Here is a 26,631-nt window from a genome sequence, read left to right as displayed (position 1 = left end):
ATGGATGCAATGACGACACCCGCCATCAACAACATGGCACCGATCTTCGCGGGCCCCTTCGAGGGCTCGGAGCACGCCGCCGAAGTCATCGGCCGCGTGCAGGCCTTCCTGAACGGCGAGCTGGCCGACCTCGCGCGCGAGCACGACATCGACAGCGAGCGCGGCGCGCCCCGCGAGCTGCTGCAGCGCGTGTGGAAGCGCTCGCGCGAGCTGGGCTTCTACGGCATGACGCTGCCCGAAAAAATGGGCGGCATGGGCCTCTCGGTGCTCGACCACGCGCTCATCAAGGAGGCGATCTACGCCACCGGCTCGCCCTTCGCGCCGCATGTGTTCGGCGAGCTGAGCGGCCCGCCGCGTGTGGGCGCGCTGGCACGCTTCGCGACGCCGTGGCAGATGCGGAACTTCATCGTGCCGGTGGCCGAGGCCGAGAAGGCCATCTGCTTCGCGCTGACGGAAGAGCAGGCCGGCTCCGACGCCGGCGCCGTGCAGACGCACGCGGTGCTCGACGGCGACGAGTACATCGTCAACGGCCGCAAGCGCTTCATCTCGGGCGCGCCCTTCGCCGATTTCGCGGTGCTGGTCGCCTCCACCGCCACCGACCCCGCGCAGCGCGAGGTGTCGGCCTTCTTCGTCGACCTGAAGGCGCCCGGCGTGCGCGTGGAGTCGGGCTACAAGACCATGGCCGGCCAGTCGGGCACCGGCAACATCGTGTTCGAGAACGCGCGCGTGCCGGCCGCCAACCTGATCGGCGAGCAGGGCCGGGGTCTGGCGCTGGCGCTGGGCCGCATCACCGTCAACCGGCTGCTGCATTGCCCGGCGATGGTCGGGCTGGCGCAGGTGGCGCTGCGCGACGCGCGCGACTACGCGCTGCAGCGCAAGCAGTTCGGCCGCGCCATCGGCCAGTTCCAGGCCATCCAGCACATGCTGGCCGACATGGCGACCGAACTCGCGGCGGCGCGCGCGCTGATGATCAACACCGCCCGCCAGATCGACGCAGGCTCGGACGCACGCGCCGAGGCCTCCATGGCCAAGCTGTTCTGCTCCGAGACCGCCTTCCGCGTGGCCGACCGCGCGGTGCAGATCCACGGCGGCGAAGGCATCGTGCAGGGCCGGCGCGTGGAGTTCCTCTTCCGCGTGCTGCGCATGTACCGCGTGCTCACCGGCACCAGCGAGATCCAGCGCAACACCATCGCCAAGGAGCTGCTGGCGTCCGAGGCGGGTTGAGAACGCCTTGCGCGTTCCGAAGAAGAAGCAGACAACGAGACAAGCGACAGGAGACAAGACAATGACCGATCCGCATCGCCGCAAGCTGCTTGGGCACGCCCTGGCCGCCATGCTGCTGCCCCTGGGCACGGGCCTCGTGCGGGCCGAAGAGGCCTACCCCAGCCGCCCCATCAAGTGGGTGCTGCCCTACCTGGCCGGCACCGGCCCCGACATCACCGCGCGCATCCTCGCCGAGGCGGTGGCGCCGGTCATCGGCCAGCCGGTGGTGATCGAGAACAAGGCCGGCGCGGCCGGCAACATCGGCGCGCGCATCGTCGCCAAGTCTCCGGCGGACGGCTACACCTGGATCTACTCGGCCGCGCCCATGGCCGCCAACATGCGCATGTACCGCAACCCGGGCTACGACGCGCTGAAGGACTTCCGCCACGTGATGCGGCTGGCCAGCTCCGACGTGGTGCTGGTCGTGAACGCCAGCTCCGACTTCCGCAGCCTGGCCGACCTTGTGGCCAGGGCCAAGGCGCAACCCGGGCAGCTGGCCTATGCCTCGGGCGGCGTGGGCACGCCTTCGCACCTGGGCGTGGAGATGCTGCTCTCGGCCGAGAACGTCACCGCGCTGCATGCGCCCTACAAGGGCGCCTCGGAGCTGGTCAACGCGGTGCTCGGCGACCAGGTCGCGTTCGGCATGCCGATCTTCAGCGTGGCCTATCCGCAGATCGTGGCCGGCAAGCTGCGTCCGCTGGCGGTGGCGGGAGCGAAACGCAACCCCGTGCTCCCGCAGGTGCCCACGCTGGCCGAGCTGGGCGTGAAGGGGGCCGAGCTCACCTCGTGGGGCGGCATCTCGGTGCCGGCTGGCACACCCGACGCCATCGTGCAGCGCATCCGCGCCGCCTTCGAGAAGGCGCTGGCGCAGCCCAGGGTGGTCGCGGCGCTGCAGGAGCAGGGCGGCAGGGTCGACATGCAGGACGGTTCGGCCTACACCACGGGCTTCACTAAAGAGATGGTATTCACCGAGGCCATGATGAAGAAGGTGGGGCTGGAGCCGCTCTGAGCCTGCCCGGCGCGGCCATGACTTTGGGCACTTACGGTGCCCCACGGGTCGCAAATAGCATCCGGGGGATGACAGAGACCGACAGGCCCGCATCCCCGGCCGAGGAGACCCGGCGACAGCGAGACCCCGCGCGGCCGCGCGCCATCCTGGTCGTGGACGATCACGACCTCGTGCGCATGGGCGTGTGCGCGCTGCTGGAGGCCAACGTGTCGGCCACGCCCATCGAGGTGCTAGAGGCCGGCAACCTGGCCGAGGCCATGGCGGTCTTCGAGGACAACCAGGAAGCGATCGAACTGGTGCTGCTCGACCTGGCGCTGCCCGACACGCAGGGCCTGAGCGGGCTCATGGAATTCCGATCGCGCTATCCCGAGGCGCGCATCGTGGTGCTCTCGGGCACCGGCAACACGACGCTCGCGCAAGACACGCTCGCGCAGGGAGCGATGACGCTGGGTGCCTTCGCGTACCTGCCGAAGTCGGCCACGCTGCGCGAAGTCGTGAGCTTCATCCGCGCTTGCGGCCTGCTGGGCGGCGACGCGGTGAACTACCAGCCTCCCGCCATGCCCGCGCCGTCCGATGCCGTGGCCCCTTCGTCCAGCAACGCCCGGCACAAGCTCACGAAGCGGCAGCTGCAGGTGCTCAACTGGCTGCTGGAGGGAAAGAGCAACCACGAGATCGCCTTGCTGGCCGAGATCAGCGAAGGCACGGTCAAGAACTATGTCGCGGGCATCCTGCTGCAGTTCGGCATGCGCTCGCGCGCGCAGTTGATCAGCAGCCTGCGCTGAGCCGGACCCTGCCGCGGCAGGCAACGGGGCGCGATGAAGGCCTCGAAGGGAGACAAGGGAAATGAAGAAGAACGATCCGGCCCCGGGGCGCTTGCCCGTCGACGCCACGCTCGAGTTGCGCGTGCTGCGCGAGCACGTCGCCTCGCTGTACGCGGGCCACACCACGGCCATCGTCGCGCACATGGGCTTCGCCATCGGCATCGGGTGCTTCGGCTACTTCTTCGTCGATCCGGCCTTCAGGCTGCTGATCGTGGCGCTGATCACCGCGATCGTGCTGGTGGACCTGTACGCCATCGTCACGCCGCGCTGGACGCCGCAGGTACCGCTGTCGGAAACGCCCGCGTGGGCGAAGAAGTACACCCGCATCGTCACAGCGGTCAGCACCGTGACCGCGCCCAGCAGCCTCTTCCTCGTGAGCATCCAGGACTCGATGCTGACCACTTTCGTCACGGTGGTCATCATGGGCAGCTGGACCCGCGCGGTGCAGGCGCGATGGCCGCTGCGCACCGCGATGTTCGGCTACGGCATTCCGATGATGAGCGGGCTCATCATCTCGCTGGCCTGGTACGGCGGCGCGCTCAACTGGTTCCTGGCCGGCTTCGCCTTCGTCAACCTCGTGCTGACGCTGAGCGAGGGCGTCAAGCAGAACAAGCGGCTGACGGCCACGCTGATCCTGCAGTTCGAGAACGAGGCGCTCGCCGCGCAGCTGCGAGAGCAGATCGCCGCCACCGAGCGCGCCAGCGCCGAGAAGACCCACTTCCTCGCCGCCGCCAGCCACGATCTGCGCCAGCCCATGCATGCCATCGCGCTGTTCGGCGCCGCTTTGGGCAACACGCTGCGCCACCGGCCCGAGGAGCGAAACGTCGAGCGGCTGATGCGCGCGGTGAATGCGCTCGGCGCATCGCTGGACACCATGCTCGACATCTCCCGGCTCGACGCCGGCGTGGTGCAGCCCGTGCCGACCGCGCTGGGGCTCGACGAGCTGCTGCTGCCGCTGCACAACACCTTTTCCGTGCAGGCCGAGCGCAAGCGGCTGCAGCTGCGCGTGCGCGCCAGCGGCCTGTGGGTGCGCAGCGACCCGCAGCTGCTGTACCGCATGCTCTCCAACCTCGTGGACAACGCGCTGAAGTACACGCGCCAGGGCGGCGTGACCGTGATGGCGCGCAGGCGCGGCGAGCAGGTGTGGATCGAGGTGCGCGACACCGGCATCGGCATCGCCCCCGAGCAGGCGGAGCGCATCTTCGAGGAGTTCTACCAGGTGAACAACCCGGGGCGCGACCGCTCGCGCGGCCTGGGCATCGGGCTGTCGATCGTGCGGCGCCTCGGCCGCCTGCTCGGCCACGGGGTCGAACTGCGCTCGCGCCCCGGGCGCGGCACGCGCTTCCGTCTCGTGCTGCCGCTGGCCGAACCCTCGGAGGCATCGCAGGACAGCCTGCCGCTGCAGGAATTCGAATCGCCGGTTCGCCACTTCTTCCAGGTGCCGGAACTCGGTGGGCGCGTACTGCTGATCGACGACGAGGAGGACATCCGCGAGGCGATGACCGAGCTCATGCGCGCCTACGGCATCGACGTCGTGGCGGTGGCCGACGAGGCCGAGGCAGTGGAAGTCCTTGCGCAGCCCGACGCGGACCTGAATCCGGTCGCATTGCTGATGTGCGACTACCGCCTGGGCGACGGTGCCGAGGGCCTGCAGGTGGGACTGCGGCTGCGCGAGCGCTTCAGGCTCGATGCGCCGATGCTGCTCATCACCGGCGAGACCGCGCCCGAGCGCCTGCAGCGCGTGCGCGAGTGGGGCGTGCCGGTGCTGTTCAAGCCGGTCAGCGCGGCCACGCTGATGCAGGCCATCATCGAGCTCGTGCATATGGATGCGCGCATGGAGGACGCCTGAACCCGCCACGCGTCCGGCGAACCGGCTGGCACTGACATTCCTGGGCGCGCCGCTTGCGGGAGTGACAGCGAATGTCACGCCACTGCATGCATTTCCGACGCAATGCAAGGCCATTGCATTCACCGCTGCGCGCAATGGCACGCCGCGCGGCGGCGCGGGCGCGCGGGCATGCCGATTGCTGAATCGACTCCTTACAGGTTTCTGCAAGGATGCACGCGTTGGACGACGACAAGAACGGCTTCTCCCTGGATCGCCGCGTTTTCTTTCTGGGCACGGCAAGTGCCCTGACCCTCGGGACCACGGCTTGCGGAGGAGGAGGGGGAGGCAGCTTCTTCTTTCCGGCAGCGGGCACCGGCACGCAGGGCTCCACCGCTGCCACCACCGGGCAGCCGCAGACGACGGTCACGGCCACCGATGCGGTCGACACGACAACAGCACCAGCAACGACAGAGCCGGTCACGCAGACACGAAAGTTCGTACATCCCGGCCTGCTGCACACCGAGGCCGACTTCGAGCGCATGCGCCAGAAGGTCGCGGCGCAGGCACAGCCCTGGCTCGACGGCTGGAAAGCGCTGACCTCCAGCGGCCGCTCGCAGCTCGGCGCCACGCCGCGGCCGCTGGCCACGGTGATCCGAGGCGGGGACGGCCAGAACTTCGCGCAGATGTACATCGACATCGCGCGCGCCTACCAGCTCGCATTGCGCTGGAAGGTCTCGCAGGACAAGCGCTATGCCGACCTCGCCGTCGTCTTCCTGAACGCATGGTCGTCCACGCTGACGCTGGTCACCGGCAACTCCGACCGCTTCCTCGCCGCCGGCATCTACGGCTACCAGTTCGCGAACGCGGGCGAGATCATGCGCAGCTACGAGGGCTGGGCCGCGAGCGATTTCGCGCGCTTCCAGAACATGATGCTCACGCTGTTCTACCCGCTCAACCACAGCTTCCTGATCAACCACAACGGCTCTGAAATCACCAACTACTGGGCCAACTGGGACCTGTGCAACATCGCCTCGATGCTGGCCATCGGCGTGCTGTGCGACCGTACCGACATCTACGACGAGGCGATGGGCTACTTCAAGGCCGGCCAGGGCAATGGCGCGGGCCTGCAGGCGGTCTACCAGGTGCATCCGGGCTACCTCGGCCAGTGGCAGGAAAGCGGCCGCGACCAGGGCCACTGCACGCTGGGCATCGGCCTGGCGGCCGCCTTCCACGAGATGGCGTGGAACCAGGGCGACGACACCTACGGCTACGAGAACAACCGCTTCCTCGCGGGCGCCGAGTACGTCGCCAGGTCGAACCTCGTCGACAGCAGCACCGGCACCTTCTACACCGTGCCCTTCTTCACCAACGTCAACAGGCAGGGCACGCAGTCGGTGCTGGCGACCGGGGGGCAGGGGCACCGGCGCCCCGTCTGGGAGAGCGTCTACAACCACTACGCGAACCGCCTGGGCGTCGCCGCGCCCTACACCTCGCTGCAGGCGATACAGATGCGCCCCGAGTCCGACGGCGGCAACGGCGACCAGCTGGGCTTCGGCACGCTGACCTTCACGCGCGATCCGTTCGCGGCGCCGGGCAAGCCGAGCGGGCTCACGGCGCACGTGCGCGGCACGCAGGTGGTGCTGTCGTGGTGGGGCTGCCCCGATGCGCAGAGCTACACCGTCAGGCGAGCGAGCACCGCGGGCGGGCCCTACAGCGACATCGCATCGGGCATCACCGACACGCTGACCTTCACCGACGCCGGTGTCGCGGCCGACGATGTCTGGTACTACGTGGTCGTCGCGGTCGGCGCATCGGGCGAGAGCGCCGCCTCCAACGAAGAGCGCGCGGCGATCAGGGCCGAGCTGCTGCTGCAGCTGAAGTTCGACGAATCCGCGGGCACGCAGGCTGCCGACGCCACCGGGCGGTTCGCGGCCGGCGAACTGCAGGGCGACGCGACCTGGACCGCCGGACGCAAGGGCAACGCGCTCGCCCTTGGCGGCACCAACGGCTGCGTGGCGCTGCCTGCCGGCGCGGCGAAGAACATCGCCGACTTCAGCATCGCGGCCTGGCTCTACATCGACACGCTCGCGACTTGGTCGCGCGTCTTCGACTTCGGCTCCGGCACGCGCCGCTACATGATGCTGACGGTGCGCAACGGCAGCGGCGTGCCGCGTTTCTCCATCACCACCGAGCACGGCTACAACGAACAGGTGATCGACGGCTCGGCGGCGATGCCCATCGGCCGGTGGGTGCATGTGGCGGTGACCGTGTCGGACACGCTGGGCACCCTGTACGTGGACGGCGTCGAAGCCGGCTCCAACGCGCAGATGGGCCTCGCGCCCGCCGACCTCGGCGCTACCACGCAGAACTGGCTGGGCCGCTCGCAGTATCCGAGCGATGCGTTCCTGAAGGGCCGCATCGACGACTTCCGCATCTACGGCGGTGCGCTGGGCAGCGCGGAGGTGGCGGCGCTGGCGCTGTAGGCCGCGCGCCTTCGGTTGCCTGGCCTCAGCTGCTTTGCCGGGCCATCAGCTCGAAGCCCAGGTCCACCGTTCGCTCGGCCACGGTCTCCCCGCGCATCAGCGCCAGCAGCATCGCGGCCGCGCGTTCGCCGATCTCGCGGCGCGGCGTGCGCACGGTGGTCAGCGGCGGCAGCATCTGGTCGCTGCCGCCCAGATCGTTGAAGCCGGCGATCGCCACGCGCCGGGGCACTTCGACGCCGTTGCGCAGCGCGGCCAGCAGCGCGCCCTGGGCGAGGTCGTCGTTGCAATAGAAGATGGCGTCCACGTCGGGGTGCCGCGCGAGCAGGTCCTCGAACTGGCGGCCGCCCAGCGCCATGGAAGTCGGCCCCGGCACCAGCAGTTCGAGCGCGGGGTCGTGGCAGCCCGCCGCGCGCAGCGCCTCGCGATAGCCTTCCAGGCGCATCATCACGCGCGGATCGAGCTGGCCGGCGGCATAGGCGATGCGCCGGCGGCCGCCTTGCAGCAGGTGCTGCACGATGGCGCGGCCCGCGTCGCGCTGCGAGAAGCCCACGCTGTGCACGCCCGCGTCGGCCGAGGTTTCCATCAGGTACACGCAGGGCGCGTTGCTGCGCTCCAGCATCTGCACGGCCGCGTCGCTCCGGTCGAAGCCCGTCAGCAGCACGCCGGCCGGGCGCTGCGAGAGGTAGCTGCGCAGCAGCGCCTCTTCCTGCCTCGGGTCGTAGTGCGTCACGCCGATGAGCGACTGGAAACCGTGCGGCGACAGCGCGTCCTGCACCGCCTCGAGCAGCTCCACGAAGAGCTGGTTGGTCAGCGAGGGGATCAGCACCGCCACGTGGGAGCTGCGCGCCGAGGCCAGCGCGCGCGCCGCCACGTTGGGCACGTAGCCGAGCTGGTCGACCGCCGCCTGCACGCGGGCCTGCAGCTCGGGCGCCACGTTGCGCGCGCCGCGCAGCGCCCGCGACACGGTGATCGGGCTCACCCCGCAGGCGCGCGCCACGTCGTCGAGGGTGACGTGGCTGGAAGAGCGGGAGCGCGGGCGGTCGGGGGTGTCGGCCATGGTCGGGCGTGTCTCAGGGTTAATACCAATCCGGATTTGGATAGCGCTGTCCTAGGATAGCGCTATCCCAGCCCCTGGCCGATTCGGAAAAACCCGAGCGCCCACCAGAGCGGGCTTTTTTTGAATCGTGCAGGATAGCGCTGTCCCGAAGCTGTCCAGCCCACCGGGCCGCCGCCTTGCCTTGTTTTCGCAAAGGCCCGGGTCCAGGAGACAACCCATGTTCGGAATGAGCCAAGAGATCTTCCTGCTCGTCGACGCCCTGGTGGCGATCCTCGGGCTGATCCTTCTGATCACGCGCTGGCGCGTGCACCCCTTCATCGCGCTGACGCTGGCCGCGGGCTTCCTGGGCCTGACCTCGGGCATGCCGGTGGACAAGGTGATGAAGTCCTTCCAGGACGGCTTCGGCGGCGTGCTGGGCTTCGTGGGCATCGTGCTCGGCCTGGGCACCATGCTCGGCAAGATGATGGCCGAGTCGGGCGGCGCCGACCGCATCGCGCGCACGCTGATCGACGCCTTCGGCCGCGAGCGCGTGCACTGGGCAATGATGTTCGCGGCCTTCCTGGTCGGCATCCCGCTGTTCTTCGAGATCGGCTTCGTGCTGCTGATCCCGCTGGTGTTCATCGTGGCGCGGCGCACCGGCGTGTCGCTCATCCGCATCGGCATCCCGCTGCTGGCGGGCCTGTCGGTGGTGCACGGCCTGGTGCCGCCGCATCCGGGGCCGCTGCTGGCCATCGGCGTGTTCAACGCCGACATCGGCAAGACCATCTTCTATGGCCTGATCGTCGGCCTGCCCACCGCGATGATCGCGGGCCCGGTCTTCGGCAAGTTCATCTCGAAGTACGTCCCTGGCGAGGCCTCGCCCGAGCTGATGGAACAGCTGGCGCGCGAGCCCGAGGCGCGCGAGCTGCCCGGCTTCGGCATCACGCTCATCACCGTGCTGCTGCCGGTGGCGCTGATGCTGCTGAAGACCTTCGCCGACGTGGCGCTCGACGAGAAGAACATCGTGCGACAGTGGATGGACTTCATCGGCCACCCGATCACCGCGCTGCTGGCGGCGCTGCTGCTGTCGCTCTACACCTTCGGCACCGCGCGCGGCTTCACGGCCAGGCAGATCATGAAGTTCGTCGACGACAGCCTCGCGCCCACCGCGGCCATCGTGCTGATCATCGGCGCGGGCGGCGGCTTCAAGCAGATGCTGGTGGCCAGCGGCGTGGGCAACGCGATCGGGCAGATGGCGCTGCATGCGCAGGTCTCGCCGATCCTGCTGGCCTGGCTGGTGGCGGGCTTGATCCGCATCGCCACCGGCTCGGCCACGGTCGCGACCATCACCGGCGCTGGCATCGTCGCGCCGCTGGCGACCATGGTGCCGGGCGTGAACCGCGAGCTGCTGGTGCTGGCCACCGGCGCAGGTTCGCTGATTCTTTCGCACGTCAACGACGCGGGCTTCTGGCTGGTGAAGCAATACTTCAACATGAGCGTGGCCGAGACCTTCAAGACCTGGACCGTGATGGAAACGCTGATCTCGGTCGTGGCCATCGTCTTCATCATGCTGCTGAACATGGTCGTCTGAGGAGAAAAAGCATGGGTCGCATCGTCATCGGCGTCGACATCGGAACCACCAGCACGAAGGCCGTGGCCTTCACGCCCGCCGGGCGCGTGCTGGCGCACGACGCGACCGAATACCCGCTGCTGCAGCCAGAGGCTGGCGCCGCCGAGCAGGACCCGCAGCAGATCTTCCAGGCCGTGCTCTCGGCCATCGCCAGCTGCGTGAAGCAGGCCAAGGCTTTGCCTGCCGACGTGCTCGCCGTGTCCTTCAGCGCGGCGATGCACAGCCTGATCCTGGTCGACGACGCGGGCGTGCCGCTCACGAACAGCATCACCTGGGCCGACCACCGCGCCTCGGCCTGGGCCACGCGCATCCGCGACGAGTGGGATGGCCTCGCGATCTATCGCCGTACGGGCACGCCGATCCATCCGATGTCGCCGCTGGCCAAGCTGGTGTGGCTGCGCCACGAGCGCGCCGAACTCTTCTCGCGCGCCGCGCGCTTTGTCGGCATCAAGGAGTACGTGTTCTTCCGGCTCTTCGGCCAGTGGCAGGTCGACCATTCGATCGCCTCCGCCACCGGCCTCTTCGACATCGAACGGCTCGAGTGGGACGAGGCAGCGCTCGCGCTCGCCGGTGTGCACGCCGAACAGCTTTCGCGCCCGGTGCCGACCACCTGGCACGTCGAGGGCCTCGCGAGCGACGTGGCGAAGCAGCTGGGGCTGGCGCGCGACACGCCCTTCGTCATCGGCGCGAACGACGGCGTGCTCTCCAACCTGGGCGTGAACGCGGTGGCTCCCGGCGAGGTGGCAGTGACCATCGGCACCAGCGGCGCGATGCGCACCGTGGTCGACCACCCGATGACCGACCCCGAGGGCCGCACCTTCTGCTATGCGCTCGCCGAGCGGCGCTGGGTGGTGGGCGGGCCGGTGAACAACGGCGGCATCATCCTGCGCTGGGTGCGCGACGAGTTCGCCTCGGCCGAGGCCGAGACCGCCAAGCGCCTGGGCATCGACACCTACGAGGTGCTCACGCGCATCGCCGAGCGCGTTTCGGCCGGCTCCGAAGGACTGGTGTTCCACCCCTTCCTCACCGGCGAGCGAGCGCCCTACTGGAACGCCGACCTGCGCGGCTCCTTCTTCGGGCTGGGCATCCACCACCGCAAGGAACACATGATCCGCGCGGTGCTGGAGGGCGTGATCTTCAACCTGCACAGCATCCTGCCGGCGGTCGAATCCATCGCCGGGCGCAGTGCACGCATCAAGGCCACCGGCGGCTTCGCGCGCTCGGGCATGTGGCGCCAGATGATGGCCGACGTGTTCGACCGCGAGGTGGTCGTGCCCGAGAGCTTCGAGAGCTCCTGCCTCGGCGCCGCGGTGCTCGGGCTCTACGCGCTGGGCCATGTCGATTCGCTCGACGCGGTCGCGGGCATGGTCGGCGCCACCCATCGCCACACGCCCAACGCCAAGAACGCCGCGCTCTACCGGCAGCTGCTGCCGGTGTACCACTCGCTGCCGCGCAAGCTCGGCGAGGAATACCGGCTGCTCGCCGCGTTCCAGCAGCAGACGGCGGTGCCACCGTCGCAGCGGCGAAGCTGACGGCCTGCCGGTCGTCGTTGTCCATCGGAGATTTGCTGAAGGAAAACCGGTCTTGCTGAACACGATGACACCCGCTTCCGTTCCACACGCGCATCCGCATCCGCACGCGAAAGCCGCGCGACCCCTGTCGCCGGCACGGCGGCATGGCGCGCGCGGCATCGAGGCGGCCGCATGGCGCAAGGCGGCGTCCCCCGCGCCGGTTCGCGCTGGCGAAACGGGCGACATCTGCGCCACGGTCCGGTGCGAGCCGGCCTCCGGGCCCGCGGCCCACGCGAGCGCAACGCGCTGCATGCACGACCACGAGCTGCACCTGATCGGCGCCGCGCCGGCACGCCTGCGCATCGGCAGCGGCGGGGACGAAGAGGTCCACAGCTTCGCACCCGGCACCGTCGTGCTGCTCGGGCCCCGGCTGCCGCGCAGCCTCGCGTTCGAGCATCGCGCGCTGCCGGGCAGCGGCTCCACGGATGGATTGGTGCTGCGCTTCGGCGACGAGCCGCTCAAGCGCGGCATGGCGCTCTTCCCGGAACTCGCCGACGCCGGGCCGCTGCTGGCCCGGGCGCGGCTGGGCGTGCGGTTCGTCGGCCTGGAAGCGGGCACCATCGCGCGTCTGCGCCGCGTGGAGGCGTCGAGCGGCCTCGCGCGCTTTGCCGAATTCGCCGCGCTGCTGAACGAACTCGCGCAGTGGCGCGACTACCGCGTGCTCTCCGGCGTCGCCCTGGCCGGCGAAGGCCTGGGCGAGGACGCCCGCGCGCTGCGCATGTGCAAGGCGATCGACCACATCCGCGACAACTACGCCGAAGACCTCTCGCTTGCCGATGTTGGCGCGATCGTGGGCATGCGCGAGAACGCCTTCTCGCGCAGCTTCCGCCGCACCACCGGGCAGACCTTCACCGACTTCGTGATCGGCCTGCGCGTGGCCAGGGCCTGCCGGCTGCTGGCAACGACGCGCCAGCACGTGAGCAGCATCTGCTACGAGGTGGGTTTCAACAACGTCTCGAACTTCAACCGGCACTTCCGGCGGATCGAGGGAATGACGCCGGGCGAGTTTCGCGCTCGCCATCCGGGAACCGCCGGCTGAAGCGCGCGGGTGGCAGCACGAAGCGCGACGCCCGGCTTCAGCCGACGTGGCCCTGGTACTGCGGCAGGTCGTCCGTGATCGTGAACCATGGCGCCTTCGAACCCACGAAGATGTGCGCGTCCGGCCGGATCGCGGGCGCGTCGACCAGCGTGCCCAGCGTGACGTGCACGTACTGCCCGTCGCGCACCACCGAGCACAGCAGCGAGCCGCATTTCGCGCAGTGCAGGTCGCCCGCGTCGGGCTTGCCGTAGATCGTGATGCCGTCTTCGCCCTGCGTGATCGCGAACTTGCTTCGCTCGATGCCCGCGAAGGGCTTGAAGGCCGAGCCGGTCGCGCGGCGGCAGTCGGCGCAGTGGCAGTTGAGCGAATAGGTGAACTCGTCTGCCACCGCGTAGTGGACGGCGCCGCACAGGCACCTGCCGGAAAGCACGCGCGGCATGGGGCTCAGCCCGCCAGCCCCACGTACACGTTCTGCACGTCGTCGTTCGCGTCGATGGCAGCGAGGAAGGTTTCGACTTCCTCCAGCGCCTCGGCGCTCAGGCTCGCCGGATCCACGGGGTTCTTCGGCTTGTAGCCCAGCTTGGCCGACAGCACGGTGAAGCCTTGCGCGGGCAGGGCGCGGCTCACGAGGTCGAGGTCGGTGGGGTCGGTGAGGAAGACGGCGGGGTGGTCCTCGCCGGCCGGTTCGAAGTCCTGCGCGCCGGCTTCGATGGCGGCCACTTCGGGGTCGGCGTCGGGGCGGGCGGGCTCGGCCTCGATCATGCCGACGTGGTCGAAGTCCCAGGACACCGAGCCCGAGGTGCCGAGCTGGCCCTTGCGGAAGAGCACGCGCATCTCGGGCGCTGTGCGGTTCACGTTGTCGGTGAGGCATTCGACCATCACCGCCACGCGGTGCGGCGCGAAGCCTTCGTAGATCACGTGCTCGTAGTTGACCGATTCACCCGTCAGGCCCGCGCCCTTCTTGATGGCGCGGTCGAGCGTTTCCTTGGGCATCGAGGCCTTGCGGGCCTGCTCCACCGCCAGCCGCAGGCGCGAGTTGGAGGCGGGATCGGCGCCGTTGCGCGCGGCCACCACGATTTCCTTGACGAGCTTGCCGAACAGCCGGCCCTTGGCGTTGGCGGCGATGTCCTTGTGCTTGGCTTTCCACTGGGCGCCCATGTCGTTTCCTTGAATGAATATGTATTGCTTGCGGCCTTGTCTGGCTCTTTTGAAGAAAGAAGGGCTCGATGACCGGGAGGGGCGACTACTGTAGCCTTCTTCCCATGACCGCTCCACAGGACACCTCGTACGTCACGCCGTTCGAAGCAGGCAACGGCAACCAGACCGCCACCTGGGCCGAATGCATCGCCTTCTACGAGCGGCTGGCCAGTGATTTCCCCGGCGTGCTGCGCTGGGGCGAGATAGGCACCTCGGACACCGGCGCCCCGATCCATGCGGGCGTGGTCACCGCCGACGGCGTGTTCGACCGCGAAACGCTCAAGCGCCAGGGCCGCCCGGTGTTCTTCAACAACAACGGCATCCACCCCGGCGAGCCCGAGGGCATCGACACCTGCATGGCGCTGGTGCGCGACTTCTGCACGCAGCCCGGCAGGCTGGCGGCACTGGGCGACACGGTGTTCCTCTTCATCCCGGTCTACAACGTGGACGGCTGCATCGACCGGCAGAACACTTCGCGCGTCAACCAGCTCGGGCCCGAGTCGTTCGGCTTCCGCGGCAACGGCCGGCACCTGGACCTGAACCGCGACTTCATCAAGTGCGACAGCCTCGCCGCGCAGGTGTTCAACCGCTTCTTCACCGCCTGGGACCCGGACGTGATGGTCGACACCCACACATCCAACGGCGCGGACTACAGCTACACCATGACGCTGATCCCGACCCAGCCCGACAAGCTCGGCGGCGGGCTCGGCGCCTTCCTGCGCGAGAACATGCTGCCCGCGGTCTACGTCGGCATGGAGCGGCGCGGCTGGCCCACCTGCCCGTACATGAACCTGCTGGCCGAGACGCCCGACGACGGCATCGAGGACTTCCTCGACACGCCGCGCTTTTCCACCGGCTATGCCGCGTTGCACCACACCATCGGCTTCATGCCGGAGACCCACATGCTCAAGCCCTTCGCCGACCGCGTGGCCTCGATGCGGGCGCTGGTGGAGACGGTGCTCGACTTCAGCATCGCGAATGCGGCGCGCATCCAGGAGCTGCGCCGCGAGGCAAAGGCTGAAGCCGCACGGCAGGCGCGCTGGCCCCTGACCTGGCGCAACGACCGCAGCCGGCCCGCGAGCCTGCGCTTCAAGGGCTACAGCGCGGTCCGCGCGCCCAGCCTGCTGGGCAGCTACGAGCGCCTGGCCTACGACCGCAGCCGGCCGTGGGAGAAGGACATCGTGCATTTCGACCGCTGCGTCGAGGAAGCGACGGCCGCCGCGCCGAAGGCCTATCTCGTGCCCCAGGCATGGCGCGAGGCGATCGAGCGGCTGGCGTGGAACGGCGTCGAGTTGCAGCGGCTCGAGGAAGACCGGCTCTTCGACGCGGCGCGCGTCTACCGCATCCGCGACGTGACCTCGCGCCCCGGTGCCTACGAAGGCCACATGTTCCACGACGAGGTGGTGCTGACCGAAGGCACCGAGCCCTTCCAGGCGCGCGCGGGCGACGTCCTCGTTTCGCTGGACCAGCCGCGTGCCCGCTACGCGGTCGAGACGCTGGAGCCGCTCGCGCACGACAGCTTCTTCCGCTGGGGCTTCTTCAACAGCGTTCTGGAGAAGAAGGAGAACTTCTCGGCCTACGTCTTCGAGGACACGGCGCTGCGGATGCTGGAGGAAGAAGCCGGGCTCAGGCAGCGCTTCGAGCAATGGAAAGTGGAGAACCCCGCTCTGCTGTCCGACCCGAAGGCGGTGCTGGGCTTCATCTTCACGCACGGGCGGCGGCATGCGGAGGCGGGGTGGCGGCGCTATCCGGTCGTCGCGCTGATGCGATAGCAGGGGTTTGGGGCCTGTGAACTGGCCCTAGTCAGCTGGCCGGAACCCCGGCAGCGCATGCATGCGCCGCCGCAGCGCCTCGACGAAGGCCGTGACCCGCGCCGGCCGGTACAGCCCCGGCGGCAGCGCGACGTGCACGCCGATGGGCTCCAGCCACCAGTTGGGCAGCACGCGCTTCAGGCGGCCGGCCTGCATGTCCTCGTGGCACATCCATGGCGCCGCCGCGCCGATGCCGGCGCTGTTGAGAATCGCGCGGTAGCTCGCGAGCAGGCTGTCGGTGCGGATGGGCGTATCGAGCGCCACGATGCGTGAGCGGCCCCTGCGGTCGATGAGCCGCACGTTGCCCGTCACGTACGGGATCAGGCCCACGCACGGCACCTGCGGCAGCCGTGCCAGCGTGACGGGGCCTGTGCGCTCGAGCAGCTCGGGCGTGGCGATCAGCACCCGCTCCATGCGGCCCACGGTGCGGCAGACGAGGCCCGGGTCGCGCACCTCGCCCACGCACACCCAGCATTCGGCGCCCGAGGCCGCCAGGTCGACCACGCGGTCGGTCAGCGTGAGCTCCACGCGCAGCTGCGGATGCGCGGCGCGCAGGTCGGTCACCGCGTCGGTGAGGAAGCCCGTGCCGTAGCCGGAGGGGCCGATCACGCGCAGCGTGCCCTCGGGCCGGCTCTGGCCGCCGCGCAGCCGCTGCGACAGGCCCGACCAGCGGTCGGTCAGGTCGTGCGCCTCGGCCAGCAGCGAGCGGCCTTCGTCGGTGAGCGAGAAATTGGCCGTGTTGCGGATCGCCAGCTTGCAGCCCAGCAGCCGCTCCAGCTCCAGCAGGCGGCGGCTCACCGTGGGCTGAGTGGTGTCGAGCAATCGCGCCGCCTTGCTGAGCGATCCGCTCTCGCCGATGCGGATGAAGGTCTGGAGCAGGTCGAGGCGGTCGTGGGTGTTCTTCATGCGCCAGACGTATAGCACTTCATCGGGCCATACGTCTACCCGCAAAGGCCTGTCATGCCTATCGTCCGGGGCTGCGAACGAATGGATTACCCACAGATGAATGCCTCGACCGAAGACAAAACCCCCCGTACCGTGGGCGACACGCCCAAGGGCGGTTCCGTGCTCGGCTTCTATGCCGCCAAGGGCTCCCCCCGGCCGCCGCGCATCGCGCGCGGCGAGGGCGTCTACCTGTGGGACGAGGGCGGGCACCGCTTTCTGGATGCAACGGCCGGCGCGGTGGTCGCCAACATCGGCCACGGCAATCCGCGCGTGCTGGCCGCCATGCAGGAGCAGGCGGCGCGCGTCACCTTCGCCTATCCGCGCTTCTTCGAGAGCGAGCAGAGCATCGAGCTGGCCGACCGCGTCTGCGCGCTGGCGGGCGAGGGCTTCGACCGCGCCTTCTTCGTCTCGGGCGGTTCCGAGGCCAACGAGTCGGCGATCAAGCTGGCGCGGCAGTACGCGGTGGTCACGGGCCAGCCCAGGCGCGCCAAGGTCATCTCGCGCAATCCGAGCTACCACGGCTCCACGCTGGGCGCGCTGGCCGTGACGGGCGATGCGCACACGCAGTCGATCTACGGGCCGATGGTGCGCGAGATGCCGAAGGTGAGCGCGCCGCTGTCCTACCGCGTGCCCGCGGGCCACACCGCCGAGAGCCATGCGCTGGCCTGCGCCGACGAGCTGGAGACCACCATCGTGCGCGAGGGCGCCGACACGGTGCTGGCCTTCATCATGGAGCCCATCGGCGGGCTCTCGACCGGCGCGGCGGTGGCGCCAGCCGCGTACTTCGAGCGCGTGCGTTCCATCTGCGACCGGCACGGTGTGCTGCTGATCTACGACGAGATCATGAGCGGCGCGGGCCGCACCGGCGCCTTTCTCGCGGCGCACCACTGGGCCGGCGCGCGGCCCGACCTCGTCACGCTGGCCAAGGGGCTGGCCGCGGGCTACACGCCGCTGGGCGCGCTGCTGGCGCCCGAGCGCATCGTCGATGCGGTGGCGGGCAGCGGCGGCTTCGTGCACGGCCACACCTACTTCACCAACCCGCTGTCGTGCGCGGTGGCGAACGCGGTGCTCGGCGAGGTGATCGAGCAAGACCTCGTGAGCCGTGCACGCGACATGGGCGAGCTGCTGATGGCGCGACTGCGCGAGGTTGCGGAGCGCTCGCCCATCGTGGGCGACGTGCGCGGCAAGGGGCTCTTCACCGCCATCGAGATCGTGGCCGACAAGACTACCAAGCGGCAGCTGCCGGCAAGCTTCAACGCGCCGGCGCGGCTCACCGAGCACGGCCTGAAGCACGGCATCGCGCTGTACAACCGGCGCGCCAACCTGGGCGCCTTCGGCGACTTCCAGATGATCACGCCTCCGCTGACCATCACGCCCGCCGAGATCGACGAACTCGCGGAGCTGCTCGAACGCTCGCTGCGCGGACTGGCCGACGAGATCGCGGCCAAGGGCCTGGCCACCGCGGCATGACGATGCAGCAGCAGAAGACCCTTCCGCCCCACCGCAGCCTGCGGGTGCCCGGCGTGCACGGCTACACCGACCGCAAGAGCGTGGCCGCCGGCGAGGTGGTGCGCTTCCACATCAGCAGCGACGTGCCCTACACGCTCTCGGTATGCCGGCTGGGCCCCGACACCGAGGGCCGCACCGCCGACACGGTGCTGCACAGCTTCGAGCCTTCCGCGCCGCGCGTGCATCCGATCCACCCCGGCTCCTATGTGCGCATCGAGCGCGGCCTCGACCAGCCGCTGCGCGCGCTCGCGCTCGAGTGCTGGGTGCAGGTGTGGAGCGTGGGCACGCGCCAGAGCGTGATCGGGCAGTTCGACCTGCCGGGCGCCTGCGGCTACGGGCTCTTCGTCGACGAAGACGGACGCGCGGTGTTCTATCTGGGCGATGGCGCGGCGTTCCGGACCGAGGGTCAGCTCTCGGGCGGCACGCTGCAGCCGAGGCGCTGGCACCACATCGTCGCGACGTGGGACGGCAGCGAGACGGTGCTGTGGCTCGACGGCGAGGCGGTCGCGCGCGGCCGCTTCGACGGCCCGATGCAGCCGGGTCGTGCGCCGCTGCGCCTGGGCAGCAGCGGCATCGACGGCCTGGCGGACGCGTTCCTCGAAGGCGACATCGCCATGCCCGCGATCTACTCGCAGGCGCTGCGGCTGGAGGAGGTGCGCGCGCGCTTCGCCGACCGCGGCCTGCACACGCCGCGCGGCCGCGCCGTGCTCGCCTGCTGGCCCTTGCGCGAGGAGCGCGGCGAGGCGGTGGCCGATGCCAGCGGCCACCAGCGCACCGGCCGCATCGTCAACCACGGCACCTGGATGATCGTCGGCCCGGCTTTCGAGCCGAGTCGCGTGAACGAGTTTTCCGACGAGGGCTACGACCCACTAGCAGACCCCACGCGCGGCCACGGCCTGCGGCTGGCGAGCGACGATCTCTACGACTGCCGCTGGCCCGAGAGCCATGCCTTCCGCATGCCGGCGGATGCGAAGTCCGGCGTGTACGTGGGCCGCGTGCGCTTCCTGCTCGACGGCCGGAGCGCCGAATACGACATCGCCTTCATCGTGCGCCGCGCCGCGAATCGTGCTCCCGCGCCGGTGCTGGTGCTGTGCGCCACCAACAGCTGGCTGGCCTACGCGGCCACGCCCTTCGCGAAGAACGTCGCGAGCGACCCGGTGTGGCCGCGCCGCTCGGCGGGCTTGGAGAACAGCCACCCCGAGGCGCCGGCCTTCTGCAGCTACACCTACCACCGCGGCGGCCAGCCCACCTACCAGGTCGGGCTGCGCATGCCCTGGCCCAACGCCAGCCCGAACGCGTTGTACGACCCGGCCGACGCCGGCTTCAGCCAGTGGACCCGGCTGGAGCGCCGCCTGCACGTGTGGCTCGATCGCTGCGGCTACGACTACGACGTGGTGGGCGACCTCGACCTGCACCGCGATCCGGGCCTGCTCAAGGCCTACAAGACGGTCTTCATCAACGGCCACAGCGAATACTGGTCGCTGCCGGCGTGCGACGGGCTCGACGACTACCTGTCGAACGGCGGTACCGCCATCGTGCTGTCGGGCAACACCATGTACCTGCGCGTGAGCTACGACGAGGAATGCACGGTGATGGAGCAGCGCAAGGTGCGCGGCCCCGGCGACGAGGACGGCGCGGAGTCGGTCGAGCTGCGCCCGCCCGCCGGCCCCTACGGCGAGCAGTACCACTCGCAGGACTGGGCGCGCGGCGGCCAGTTCAGGCAGGCGGGGCGTTCGTGCGCCGAGCTCATCGGGCTGGAATCGGCGGGCTGGGCCTTTGCCGATGGCGACGACTTCGGCGTTTACCACGCGACGCAGCCGGAGCACTTCCTGTTCACGCGGCCGCATCCGCTGGGGCTGACTGAAGGCGCCACTTTCGGCCACGCGCCGGGCGGGGGGCTGCCGAGAGCCATCGGCCACGAATGGGACCTGAGCGTCGCGACGCTGAACCGCATGACGCGCAGGCTGCCCGCCGGTGAAAGGCTGCCCGAGCCGCAGCGCGGCATCCAGGTCATCGCCGAGGGGCGCAGGCAGCGCCCCGGGCGCCTCGATGCCTACCTCGACTACTACTCGCAGCCGACCGATTCGCTTGGCGGGCTCTCGGCCGAGATGATCTATTGGGAGCGCCCGCAAGGCGGCCGCGTGTTCAACGCAGGCGCCGTCGGCGCGAGCTGGGTGCTCGGCGTCGACCCCTCATTCGAAGGGCTGCTGCGCAACGTGCTGCACCACTTCGGCGTCCGGCCCTCGACAGGCGCGGACCTTGCAGTTCAACCATCCCTGGAGCACGCAGCATCATGAGCACCATCGCCCCACGCACCGCCGACCTCTCGGAACCCGCCGGGCCGGCCTCCCGGCAGAGCACGCTGAGGGTCATCACCGCCATCTCCATCGGCAATGCGCTGGAGTGGTTCGAGATCGTGATCTACGGCTTTCTGGCCGTCACCATCTCCAAGCTCTTCTTCCCGGCCGAGAACGACACCGTGTCGCTGCTCATCACGCTGGGCACCTTCGGCGTGACCTTCGTGATGCGGCCCGTCGGCTCGCTGGTGCTGGGCGCGTACGCCGACGCCAGGGGGCGCAAGAACGCGCTGACGCTGTCGATGGCGCTGATGCTGTGCGGCACGCTGCTGATCGCGGTGGCGCCCACCTTCGCGCAGATCGGGCTGTGGGCGCCGGGCCTGGTGATCCTCGCGCGGCTGCTGCAGGGCTTCGCGGCGGGCGGCGAGTTCGGCAGCGCCACCGCGCTGCTGGCGGAGCAGGACCCGCGCCGCCGCGGCTTCTTCTCGAGCTGGCAGTTCGCGAGCCAGGGCGTCACCACCTTCCTGGCTGCCGGCTTCGGCATGGGGCTCAACGCGCTGCTCACGCCCGAGCAGTTGCTGTCGTGGGGCTGGCGCATCCCGTTCTTCTTCGGGCTGCTGATCGGGCCGGCGGGGCTTTACATCCGCCGCCATCTCGACGAGGGCATGGAGTTCAAGCGCGCCGCGCAGGAAGCCGCGCCGGTGCGCGCCACGCTGGTGGACCAGCGCGGCCGCACGCTGGCGGCGATGGGACTCATCATCCTCGCGACCATCGTGGCCTACACGGGGCTCTTCATGCCCACCTTCGCGGTGCGGCAGCTGGGCCTGCCGCCTTCGATGGCCTTCGCGGGCACATTCTGGTTCGGCGTGCTGCAGTTCGCGCTGGTGCCGCTGTTCGGCAGCATGTCGGACCGCGTGGGCCGCATTCCCGTGATGCGCGCCGCGGCGCTGGTCATGCTGGTGATGATCGTGCCGCTCTTCTACCTGCTGGTGAACCATCCTTCGGTGCCGGCGCTGATGCTGGCGCTCACGGCGATGGGCGTGGTGGCTTCGGCCTACTGGGGGCCGATCTCGGCGGCGATGTCGGAGCTCTTCCCGGCGGCCACGCGCGGCACGGGGCTGTCGGTGAGCTACAGCTTCGGCGTGGCGATCTTCGGCGGCTTCGCGCCCTTCATCAGCGCCTGGCTCATCACCGCCACGGGCAGCAAGATCGCGCCGGCGTTCTACGTGGGCTTCGGCGTGGTGGTGAGCCTGATCGCGCTGCGGGCGGCGCGCGGCTACGGCGTGAAATGAAATAGCAGTTTTTTCCAAGCCGGCGCGCCGCGGCGTTCCTAAGCTGCGGTCATTCCTCAACTTGCCGAACGGATGACCATGCGAGCCAGCGACGCGCAGCAAAAGACAGAAACATTCCACCGACTGCACGCCGGCCCCGCGCCGCTGGTGCTGGTCAACGCATGGGACGCCGCGAGCGCCCGCATCGTCGAGCGCGCCGGGGCCGGCGCCATCGGCACCACCAGCGCGGGCATGGCCTGGTCGCTGGGCTATGCCGACGGCGAGCGCATGCCGGTCGATGAACTGCTCGCGGCCTGCGCGCGCATCTGCCGCGTGGCGGGTGTGCCGGTGAGCGTGGACATCGAAAGCGGCTTCGGCGACAGCGCGCAGGCGGTGCGCGAAGTTGTGGCCGAACTGATCGGCATGGGCGCGGCCGGCATCAACATCGAGGACGGCACCCGGCCCGGCACGCGCGAGCTGGCATCGCCCGAGGTGCTGCGCGAGCGCATCGCGGCCATCCGCGGGCTGGATGCGCGCTTCTTCATCAACGCGCGCACCGACGTGTACTTCGTGCCATGGGACGACCCGGTGGCACGCTTCGAGGAGGCGCTGCGCCGCGCGAAGCTCTACGCGGCGGCGGGCGCGGACGGCATCTTCGTGCCGGGCATGTCCGACCCCGACGAGATCGCGCGGCTGGCCGGCGCGCTGGAACTGCCGCTCAACGTGTACGCGGGCTATGCGGGGGCGCCGTCGGCCGATGCCTTCGCGAAGGCCGGCGCGCGGCGCATCAGCCTGGGCTGCGGGCCGCTGCAGTCGGCGCTGGGCCTGGTGAACCGCATCGCTGCCGAGGCCTTCGGGCAGGGCCGCTTCGGCAAGATGGGCGAGGGGATGCTGTCGGTGGGCGAGCTCAACGCGCTCTTTCCCGCCACGGCCTGAGCCCCGCGCCGCCAGAGCGGCTTCGGGTACAGTGGGCGCCCCTTGCCGCAGCCCAGCCCGTCAGAAACCGTCTCTTCGCACAGCATCCGCCTCGATGCGGTGACGCTGGTGCGCGGCAGCCACCGCGTGTTCGAGGGGCTGACGCTCGAGCTGCAGGAGATGCGCATCGGCCTCGTCGGCGACAACGGCGCGGGCAAGAGCAGCCTGTTCCGCCTCATCAGCGGGCTCGACCAGCCCGAGCAGGGGCGCGTGGTGGTGCATGGCTGCGACACGCAGGCCGACCGCGGCCAGCTCGCGAAGCACGTGGGGCTGATGTTCCAGAACCCCGACGACCAGATCATCTTCCCGACCGTGGCCGAGGAGCTGGCCTTCAGCCTCACCGCGCGCGGCGAGACGCGGCAGGCGGCGCGCCGGCAGGCGCGCGACTTCCTCGCGCGGCGCGGGCTCGAAGCCTGGGCCGGGCGCGCGGTGAGCGAGCTGAGCCAGGGCCAGCGCCAGCAGGTATGCCTGCTGGCCCTGCAGATCAGCGAGCCGGCCACGCTGCTGCTCGACGAGCCCTTCGCCAGCCTCGACCTGCTGAGCCAGGCGAGGCTGGCCACGCAGCTGCAGGAGAGCGATCACCAGATCCTCGTGTCCACGCACCTGCTGGAGCATGTGTACGACTTCGAGCGCGTGCTGTGGCTCGAGCGGGGCAGGGTGCGCGCCGACGGGCCGGGCCGGGAGATCTGCGAAGCCTATGCCGAAGACGTGCGCGAGCGCGCGGCGGCCGAGCGGGGGCGCCATGCGTAGCCTCTATTCGGAACAGCCGACGTGGCTGCATGCGATTGCGGCGTGGCTGAAGCTCGCGGTGCTGTCGGTGTGCGGCACGCTGCTGGTGCTGGTCGAGCGGCCTGTCTATCTGGCGGTGGCCTGCGCGGTGGTGCTGCTGGGGTTCGCGTCGCTCGGCCGGCCGGCGTGGCGGCGCGTACACATGCTGCTCGGCGTGGCCATCGCGGGCGGGCTGATCGTCGGCTTCCACTGGGCAATGGGCACCACGCTGCTCGGCGTGGCGAGCGCGCTGCGGCTGGCCAGCGCGGCCACGCTCGCGCTCATGCTCACGCTCACCACGCGCTTCGAGGACCTGCTGGCGGTGCTCGAAGCCGTGCTGCATCCGCTGCAGCGCTTCGGCGTGCCCACGGAGCGCATCGCGCTCGGCCTTGGCCTGATGCTGCGCTTCGCCGAAAATTTCTATGTGCAGTGGCAGCGGCTGGACGATGCCTACCGTGCGCGCTCGGGCCATGGCGGCGGGCTGCGACTGCTGGCGCCGCTGACCATACGCACGTTGCAGACGGCCGAGCGCGTGGCCGATGCGCTGGCCGCACGGCTCGGGCGCTGAGCCATTTTTTCTTTTTTTTCTTCTCGATTGCCATCGCCATGACCACCACTTCAGGCTCCCTCGCTTCCTCCCGTTCGCTGGCGTACATCGCGCTCTTCGCGGCGCTGATGGCGGTGTTCGGCCTGATCCCCAAGATCGACCTGCCTTTCGGCGTGCCGATCACGCTGCAGTCGCTGGGTGTGATGCTCGCCGGTTGCCTGCTCGGGCCTCGCCGGGGCTTCCTGGCCATCGCGTTGTTCCTGCTGGCGGTGGCGCTGGGGCTGCCGCTCTTGCCCGGCGGCCGTGGCGGCTTGAGCGTGTTCGTGGCGCCGGCCGGCGGCTTCCTGTTCGGCTGGATGTTCGGCGCCTTCGCCTGCGGCCTGCTGATGCGCCTGGCCGTGCGCCGCATCGGCGGCGCGACGGGCCTTCCGCTGCTGGCGGCTGCCTTCCTCTCGGCGCTGGTCGGCGGGATCGGCGTGGTCTACGCCTTCGGCATCGTCGGGCTCTCGTTGATCGCGCACATGTCGCTGTCGCAGGCCGCGCTGGCCATGCTGGTGTTCATTCCGGGCGACCTCATCAAGTGCGGCATCTGCGCGATGCTCGTGCAGACGGTGATGCGCGGCATGCCGGGCTGGCGGCTGGACCGCGACTGAATGGCCTCGTTCAGCCCAGGCGGCTGAAGACCGTGTCCGAGAGGTAGTCCTTGCGCGGGCCGTGTACCACGTGGCGGATGCCGAAGGAGCCGTCGGGCAGGAAGCGGTAGCTGCTGTCGTAGGTGTCGGGCGTGCACAGGTGCGTGGCCGAACCGGCGAGCGTGCCGCCGTCGCGCACGATGGCGATGGTGTGGAAGAGGCGCGGCGGCGTTTCGGCGAAGTGCACGACGAAGCCGTTCGGCGCACGCTCGAAGACGTATTCGCGGTGCCCGTCGAACTCCTTGCCGTCGGCCAGGTGGATGCGGCCTTCCTCGCGGTACTTCAGCGTGTCGGCCGTTTGGAGCGGCGTGAAGGTGGCGACGCCGCTCATGGTGGCCTGGCCCTCGATGTTGCGCCACAGGCTCCATTCGCCCGCGAGCCGGTCGAACACGGTCCCGGGGCTGCCCCAGGGGGACGAAATCGGTGAAAGGGCGGGGGCCGGGTCGCTCATGCGGGGACTCTACGACAGGCGGTGATCTGCCTTCCTGGCGATCGATTGTTTCCGTGGCGTGAACACCGCGGTTCTATTGTCTAAGGGTTTTTACTTAGATAACGGCGCACAATTCTTCCCATGGACCAGCCCTTCAGCTGATCCAGACCAAGAACCAGAACCGAACCAATTGAAGGACCCATCCAAATGACCGCCTCGAAGCTCCTCTCCGCCGTTTCTCTCGCCCTGCTGGCCGTCGCCGGCGTTGCCCACGCCGAAACCTATGAAGGCGTGCACCAGCTGACCTCGGCCGCCAGCCGCGCCGACGTCGCCGGCCAGGCCGTGGTTGCCGCGCACAGCGCCAACCCGTACGCCACCGGTGCCAACGCCGGCCCGGCCCAGGCGATCGTCTCGACGGCCAGCCGTTCCGCCGTTCGCGCCGAAGCCGTGGCTGCCGCCCGCAGCGGTGACCCGTACGCCGAAGGCGCTTCGTCCGGCGTGGCCCCGATCGTGGCCAGCTCGGTGGACCGCGCCGCAGTTCGCGCCGCAGCCCGCGCTGCCGCTCACGGCGACGCACTGCCGCTGTAATCCGCTGCAGAGCTGAGGACAGACAGAGAAGGCCGGGCCATGCGGAATGCATGGCCCGGCCTTTTTGCGTCTGTGTTCAGGATCAGCGCGCGGGCAGCCGCCGCAGCGCGGCGGTGAGGATGGGCGCGCCGGTGTCGTCAGCCGCGTCGCGCAGTTCGACCGACCACAGCGGGGCATCGAGCCCAGGGGCCGTGCGCAGTTCGCAGGCGTAGAGAACCCGGCCGTCACGCGTTTCCTCGCGCGAGGCGATGGCCTCGCAGCAGCATTCGCCAACAGCATCGAGCGTGCGGTGCAGCATCAGTCGCATGGCGATGCGCTGCGGCGCCACCGTGCGCTCGCCTTCCTGCGCAGCGGGTACCGTTGCGCGCAGGCGCAGTTCCAGCGGCTCGCCGACGCGCAAGCCTTCCCCGCGCTCCAGCGACATGTTCTCCAGCGCCACCCGCACCCGGCGGCGCTCGCGCAGCCTCGTGGCGACGGCCGTCACGGCCAGCACGGAGAAGACGCCGAAGAACGGCAGCCCCACCAGCATCCAGAGCCAATGCCAGCCGCCTGCCAGCGACCAGCGCATCGCCTGCAGGCCGAACACCGCCATGAAGACCAGCACCGCCAGCGCGACCAGCCACGCGAGCCAGTCGGCGGCCGGCTTCGGCGCGCGCTCCGTGGCCTGCGGCATGGCGGAGGTCCACGCGGTGGGCGACTGTGCGTCGAGCGGCGGGGCTGGAAAGGAGGGCTGGGGCATGAAGAGCCGACGAGCATAGCCAGTCGCCCAGCGCAGGCCATCCGGCCGGGCAGCCTTCGCCTAAAGGCGCATTGCCTTGCCCTGAGGCATCCTTCATGATGGTGCGGTGCGAAAGGGTGGCCCAGGACATCATGCTTTCGCATTACTGCGCCATGGTGGTGCGCCCGGGTGAAAATACCAGC

23 protein-coding genes are annotated in these 26,631 nt (G+C 69.8%); 17 read left to right on the top strand and 6 right to left on the bottom strand.

Annotated elements, in window-relative coordinates:
- From ACAM57_RS29610 to ACAM57_RS29590, 5 genes are all read left to right on the top strand, one after another.
- Positions 1-1,224 (top strand): acyl-CoA dehydrogenase family protein, encoded by a 1,224-nt coding sequence (locus ACAM57_RS29610; RefSeq protein ID WP_369659909.1) that lies wholly within the window; start codon positions 1-3, stop codon positions 1,222-1,224.
- Between the two features lie 61 nt (positions 1,225-1,285).
- Complete coding sequence (locus ACAM57_RS29605; RefSeq protein ID WP_369659908.1) at positions 1,286-2,272, top strand: Bug family tripartite tricarboxylate transporter substrate binding protein; 987 nt, start codon at positions 1,286-1,288, stop codon at positions 2,270-2,272.
- A 68-nt stretch (positions 2,273-2,340) separates the two neighbouring features.
- Positions 2,341-3,054 (top strand): response regulator transcription factor, encoded by a 714-nt coding sequence (locus tag ACAM57_RS29600; protein WP_184640163.1) that lies wholly within the window; start codon positions 2,341-2,343, stop codon positions 3,052-3,054.
- Between the two features lie 61 nt (positions 3,055-3,115).
- The gene (locus ACAM57_RS29595) at positions 3,116-4,942 is read left to right on the top strand and encodes a hybrid sensor histidine kinase/response regulator (RefSeq protein ID WP_369659907.1); all 1,827 of its coding nucleotides are present in this window, start codon (positions 3,116-3,118) and stop codon (positions 4,940-4,942) included.
- 209 nt (positions 4,943-5,151) lie between these two features.
- A complete protein-coding gene (locus tag ACAM57_RS29590; RefSeq protein WP_369659906.1) occupies positions 5,152-7,404 on the top strand; it encodes a LamG-like jellyroll fold domain-containing protein in 2,253 nt (750 codons plus the stop codon).
- A 25-nt stretch (positions 7,405-7,429) separates the two neighbouring features.
- Here the strand turns inward: ACAM57_RS29590 and ACAM57_RS29585 are convergent, their stop codons facing one another.
- A complete protein-coding gene (locus ACAM57_RS29585; RefSeq protein WP_369659905.1) occupies positions 7,430-8,461 on the bottom strand; it encodes a LacI family DNA-binding transcriptional regulator in 1,032 nt (343 codons plus the stop codon).
- Between the two features lie 217 nt (positions 8,462-8,678).
- Between ACAM57_RS29585 and ACAM57_RS29580 the strand changes: the two genes are divergently transcribed.
- Genes ACAM57_RS29580 through ACAM57_RS29570 form a run of 3 tightly spaced genes read left to right on the top strand, consistent with a single transcriptional unit; the run spans position 8,679 to position 12,680 of the window.
- A complete protein-coding gene (locus ACAM57_RS29580) occupies positions 8,679-10,031 on the top strand; it encodes a GntP family permease (RefSeq protein ID WP_369659904.1) in 1,353 nt (450 codons plus the stop codon).
- Between the two features lie 11 nt (positions 10,032-10,042).
- Positions 10,043-11,602: a gluconokinase gene (gene gntK, locus ACAM57_RS29575; protein WP_369659903.1), complete on the top strand. Its 1,560-nt coding sequence runs from the start codon at positions 10,043-10,045 to the stop codon at positions 11,600-11,602.
- A 52-nt stretch (positions 11,603-11,654) separates the two neighbouring features.
- Positions 11,655-12,680, top strand: coding sequence for a helix-turn-helix domain-containing protein (locus tag ACAM57_RS29570; RefSeq protein WP_369659902.1), 1,026 nt, complete (start codon positions 11,655-11,657; stop codon positions 12,678-12,680).
- Positions 12,681-12,717: 37 nt separating this feature from the next.
- On the opposite strand, the gene ACAM57_RS29565 is transcribed toward ACAM57_RS29570, so the two are convergent.
- Positions 12,718-13,119, bottom strand: a complete 402-nt coding sequence (locus tag ACAM57_RS29565; RefSeq protein WP_369659901.1) for a GFA family protein — start codon at positions 13,117-13,119, stop codon at positions 12,718-12,720.
- A 5-nt stretch (positions 13,120-13,124) separates the two neighbouring features.
- Positions 13,125-13,838, bottom strand: coding sequence for a YebC/PmpR family DNA-binding transcriptional regulator (locus tag ACAM57_RS29560; RefSeq protein ID WP_126022283.1), 714 nt, complete (start codon positions 13,836-13,838; stop codon positions 13,125-13,127).
- 104 nt (positions 13,839-13,942) lie between these two features.
- On the opposite strand from ACAM57_RS29560, the gene ACAM57_RS29555 reads away from it, so the two are divergent.
- Positions 13,943-15,649 (top strand): M14 family zinc carboxypeptidase, encoded by a 1,707-nt coding sequence (locus tag ACAM57_RS29555; RefSeq protein WP_369659900.1) that lies wholly within the window; start codon positions 13,943-13,945, stop codon positions 15,647-15,649.
- A 27-nt stretch (positions 15,650-15,676) separates the two neighbouring features.
- On the opposite strand, the gene ACAM57_RS29550 is transcribed toward ACAM57_RS29555, so the two are convergent.
- Entirely contained in the window at positions 15,677-16,594 is a 918-nt protein-coding gene (locus ACAM57_RS29550) for a LysR substrate-binding domain-containing protein (protein ID WP_369659899.1), read from the bottom strand.
- 96 nt (positions 16,595-16,690) lie between these two features.
- Here ACAM57_RS29550 and ACAM57_RS29545 point away from each other — a divergent pair, with 96 nt between their 5' ends.
- The 7 genes from ACAM57_RS29545 (at position 16,691) to ACAM57_RS29515 (ending at position 24,653) form a co-directional block, all read left to right on the top strand.
- Complete coding sequence (locus ACAM57_RS29545; protein ID WP_369659898.1) at positions 16,691-18,103, top strand: aspartate aminotransferase family protein; 1,413 nt, start codon at positions 16,691-16,693, stop codon at positions 18,101-18,103.
- Positions 18,100-20,439, top strand: a complete 2,340-nt coding sequence (locus tag ACAM57_RS29540) for a N,N-dimethylformamidase beta subunit family domain-containing protein (RefSeq protein ID WP_369659897.1) — start codon at positions 18,100-18,102, stop codon at positions 20,437-20,439. The genes ACAM57_RS29545 and ACAM57_RS29540 overlap by 4 nt, the downstream gene beginning before the upstream one ends.
- Entirely contained in the window at positions 20,436-21,731 is a 1,296-nt protein-coding gene (locus ACAM57_RS29535; RefSeq protein ID WP_369659896.1) for an MFS transporter, read from the top strand. Before ACAM57_RS29540 ends, ACAM57_RS29535 begins: the two co-directional genes overlap by 4 nt.
- A 72-nt stretch (positions 21,732-21,803) precedes the next feature.
- Complete coding sequence (locus ACAM57_RS29530; RefSeq protein ID WP_369659895.1) at positions 21,804-22,646, top strand: isocitrate lyase/phosphoenolpyruvate mutase family protein; 843 nt, start codon at positions 21,804-21,806, stop codon at positions 22,644-22,646.
- Positions 22,647-22,688: 42 nt separating this feature from the next.
- Positions 22,689-23,435, top strand: a complete 747-nt coding sequence (locus ACAM57_RS29525) for an energy-coupling factor ABC transporter ATP-binding protein (protein WP_369659894.1) — start codon at positions 22,689-22,691, stop codon at positions 23,433-23,435.
- The gene (locus tag ACAM57_RS29520; RefSeq protein ID WP_369659893.1) at positions 23,428-24,021 is read left to right on the top strand and encodes an energy-coupling factor transporter transmembrane protein EcfT; all 594 of its coding nucleotides are present in this window, start codon (positions 23,428-23,430) and stop codon (positions 24,019-24,021) included. Before ACAM57_RS29525 ends, ACAM57_RS29520 begins: the two co-directional genes overlap by 8 nt.
- A gap of 38 nt (positions 24,022-24,059) precedes the next feature.
- Entirely contained in the window at positions 24,060-24,653 is a 594-nt protein-coding gene (locus ACAM57_RS29515; protein WP_126022274.1) for a biotin transporter BioY, read from the top strand.
- Positions 24,654-24,663: 10 nt separating this feature from the next.
- On the opposite strand, the gene ACAM57_RS29510 is transcribed toward ACAM57_RS29515, so the two are convergent.
- Positions 24,664-25,143, bottom strand: a complete 480-nt coding sequence (locus ACAM57_RS29510; RefSeq protein WP_369659892.1) for a DUF6314 family protein — start codon at positions 25,141-25,143, stop codon at positions 24,664-24,666.
- 186 nt (positions 25,144-25,329) lie between these two features.
- On the opposite strand from ACAM57_RS29510, the gene ACAM57_RS29505 reads away from it, so the two are divergent.
- Positions 25,330-25,710, top strand: a complete 381-nt coding sequence (locus ACAM57_RS29505) for a helicase SNF2 (RefSeq protein ID WP_369659891.1) — start codon at positions 25,330-25,332, stop codon at positions 25,708-25,710.
- Between the two features lie 82 nt (positions 25,711-25,792).
- Here ACAM57_RS29505 and ACAM57_RS29500 read toward each other — a convergent pair whose 3' ends face one another.
- Positions 25,793-26,449, bottom strand: a complete 657-nt coding sequence (locus ACAM57_RS29500; RefSeq protein ID WP_369659890.1) for a hypothetical protein — start codon at positions 26,447-26,449, stop codon at positions 25,793-25,795.
- Positions 26,450-26,631 lie beyond the last annotated feature (182 nt).

This window comes from Variovorax sp. V15, from assembly GCF_041154425.1.
GTDB classification, from domain to species: domain Bacteria; phylum Pseudomonadota; class Gammaproteobacteria; order Burkholderiales; family Burkholderiaceae_C; genus Variovorax; species Variovorax guangxiensis.
Note: the sequence above shows the minus strand (reverse complement) of the source record. Positions and strands in the feature narration are given on the sequence as shown.

Bases quoted from the DNA above. Each gene is read 5' to 3' on its own strand.
- ACAM57_RS29535 (WP_369659896.1), top strand. From the start codon at position 20,436: ATGAGCACCATCGCCCCACGCACCGCCGACCTCTCGGAACCCGCCGGG.
- ACAM57_RS29545 (WP_369659898.1), top strand. From the start codon at position 16,691: ATGAATGCCTCGACCGAAGACAAAACCCCCCGTACCGTGGGCGACACG.
- ACAM57_RS29530 (WP_369659895.1), top strand. From the start codon at position 21,804: ATGACCATGCGAGCCAGCGACGCGCAGCAAAAGACAGAAACATTCCAC.
- ACAM57_RS29585 (WP_369659905.1), bottom strand. From the start codon at position 8,461: ATGGCCGACACCCCCGACCGCCCGCGCTCCCGCTCTTCCAGCCACGTC.
- ACAM57_RS29590 (WP_369659906.1), top strand. From the start codon at position 5,152: ATGCACGCGTTGGACGACGACAAGAACGGCTTCTCCCTGGATCGCCGC.
- gntK (WP_369659903.1), top strand. From the start codon at position 10,043: ATGGGTCGCATCGTCATCGGCGTCGACATCGGAACCACCAGCACGAAG.
- ACAM57_RS29580 (WP_369659904.1), top strand. From the start codon at position 8,679: ATGTTCGGAATGAGCCAAGAGATCTTCCTGCTCGTCGACGCCCTGGTG.
- ACAM57_RS29560 (WP_126022283.1), bottom strand. From the start codon at position 13,838: ATGGGCGCCCAGTGGAAAGCCAAGCACAAGGACATCGCCGCCAACGCC.
- ACAM57_RS29510 (WP_369659892.1), bottom strand. From the start codon at position 25,143: ATGAGCGACCCGGCCCCCGCCCTTTCACCGATTTCGTCCCCCTGGGGC.
- ACAM57_RS29540 (WP_369659897.1), top strand. From the start codon at position 18,100: ATGACGATGCAGCAGCAGAAGACCCTTCCGCCCCACCGCAGCCTGCGG.
- ACAM57_RS29595 (WP_369659907.1), top strand. From the start codon at position 3,116: ATGAAGAAGAACGATCCGGCCCCGGGGCGCTTGCCCGTCGACGCCACG.
- ACAM57_RS29515 (WP_126022274.1), top strand. From the start codon at position 24,060: ATGACCACCACTTCAGGCTCCCTCGCTTCCTCCCGTTCGCTGGCGTAC.
- ACAM57_RS29605 (WP_369659908.1), top strand. From the start codon at position 1,286: ATGACCGATCCGCATCGCCGCAAGCTGCTTGGGCACGCCCTGGCCGCC.
- ACAM57_RS29565 (WP_369659901.1), bottom strand. From the start codon at position 13,119: ATGCCGCGCGTGCTTTCCGGCAGGTGCCTGTGCGGCGCCGTCCACTAC.
- ACAM57_RS29550 (WP_369659899.1), bottom strand. From the start codon at position 16,594: ATGAAGAACACCCACGACCGCCTCGACCTGCTCCAGACCTTCATCCGC.
- ACAM57_RS29505 (WP_369659891.1), top strand. From the start codon at position 25,330: ATGACCGCCTCGAAGCTCCTCTCCGCCGTTTCTCTCGCCCTGCTGGCC.
- ACAM57_RS29600 (WP_184640163.1), top strand. From the start codon at position 2,341: ATGACAGAGACCGACAGGCCCGCATCCCCGGCCGAGGAGACCCGGCGA.
- ACAM57_RS29610 (WP_369659909.1), top strand. From the start codon at position 1: ATGGATGCAATGACGACACCCGCCATCAACAACATGGCACCGATCTTC.
- ACAM57_RS29520 (WP_369659893.1), top strand. From the start codon at position 23,428: ATGCGTAGCCTCTATTCGGAACAGCCGACGTGGCTGCATGCGATTGCG.
- ACAM57_RS29500 (WP_369659890.1), bottom strand. From the start codon at position 26,449: ATGCCCCAGCCCTCCTTTCCAGCCCCGCCGCTCGACGCACAGTCGCCC.
- ACAM57_RS29555 (WP_369659900.1), top strand. From the start codon at position 13,943: ATGACCGCTCCACAGGACACCTCGTACGTCACGCCGTTCGAAGCAGGC.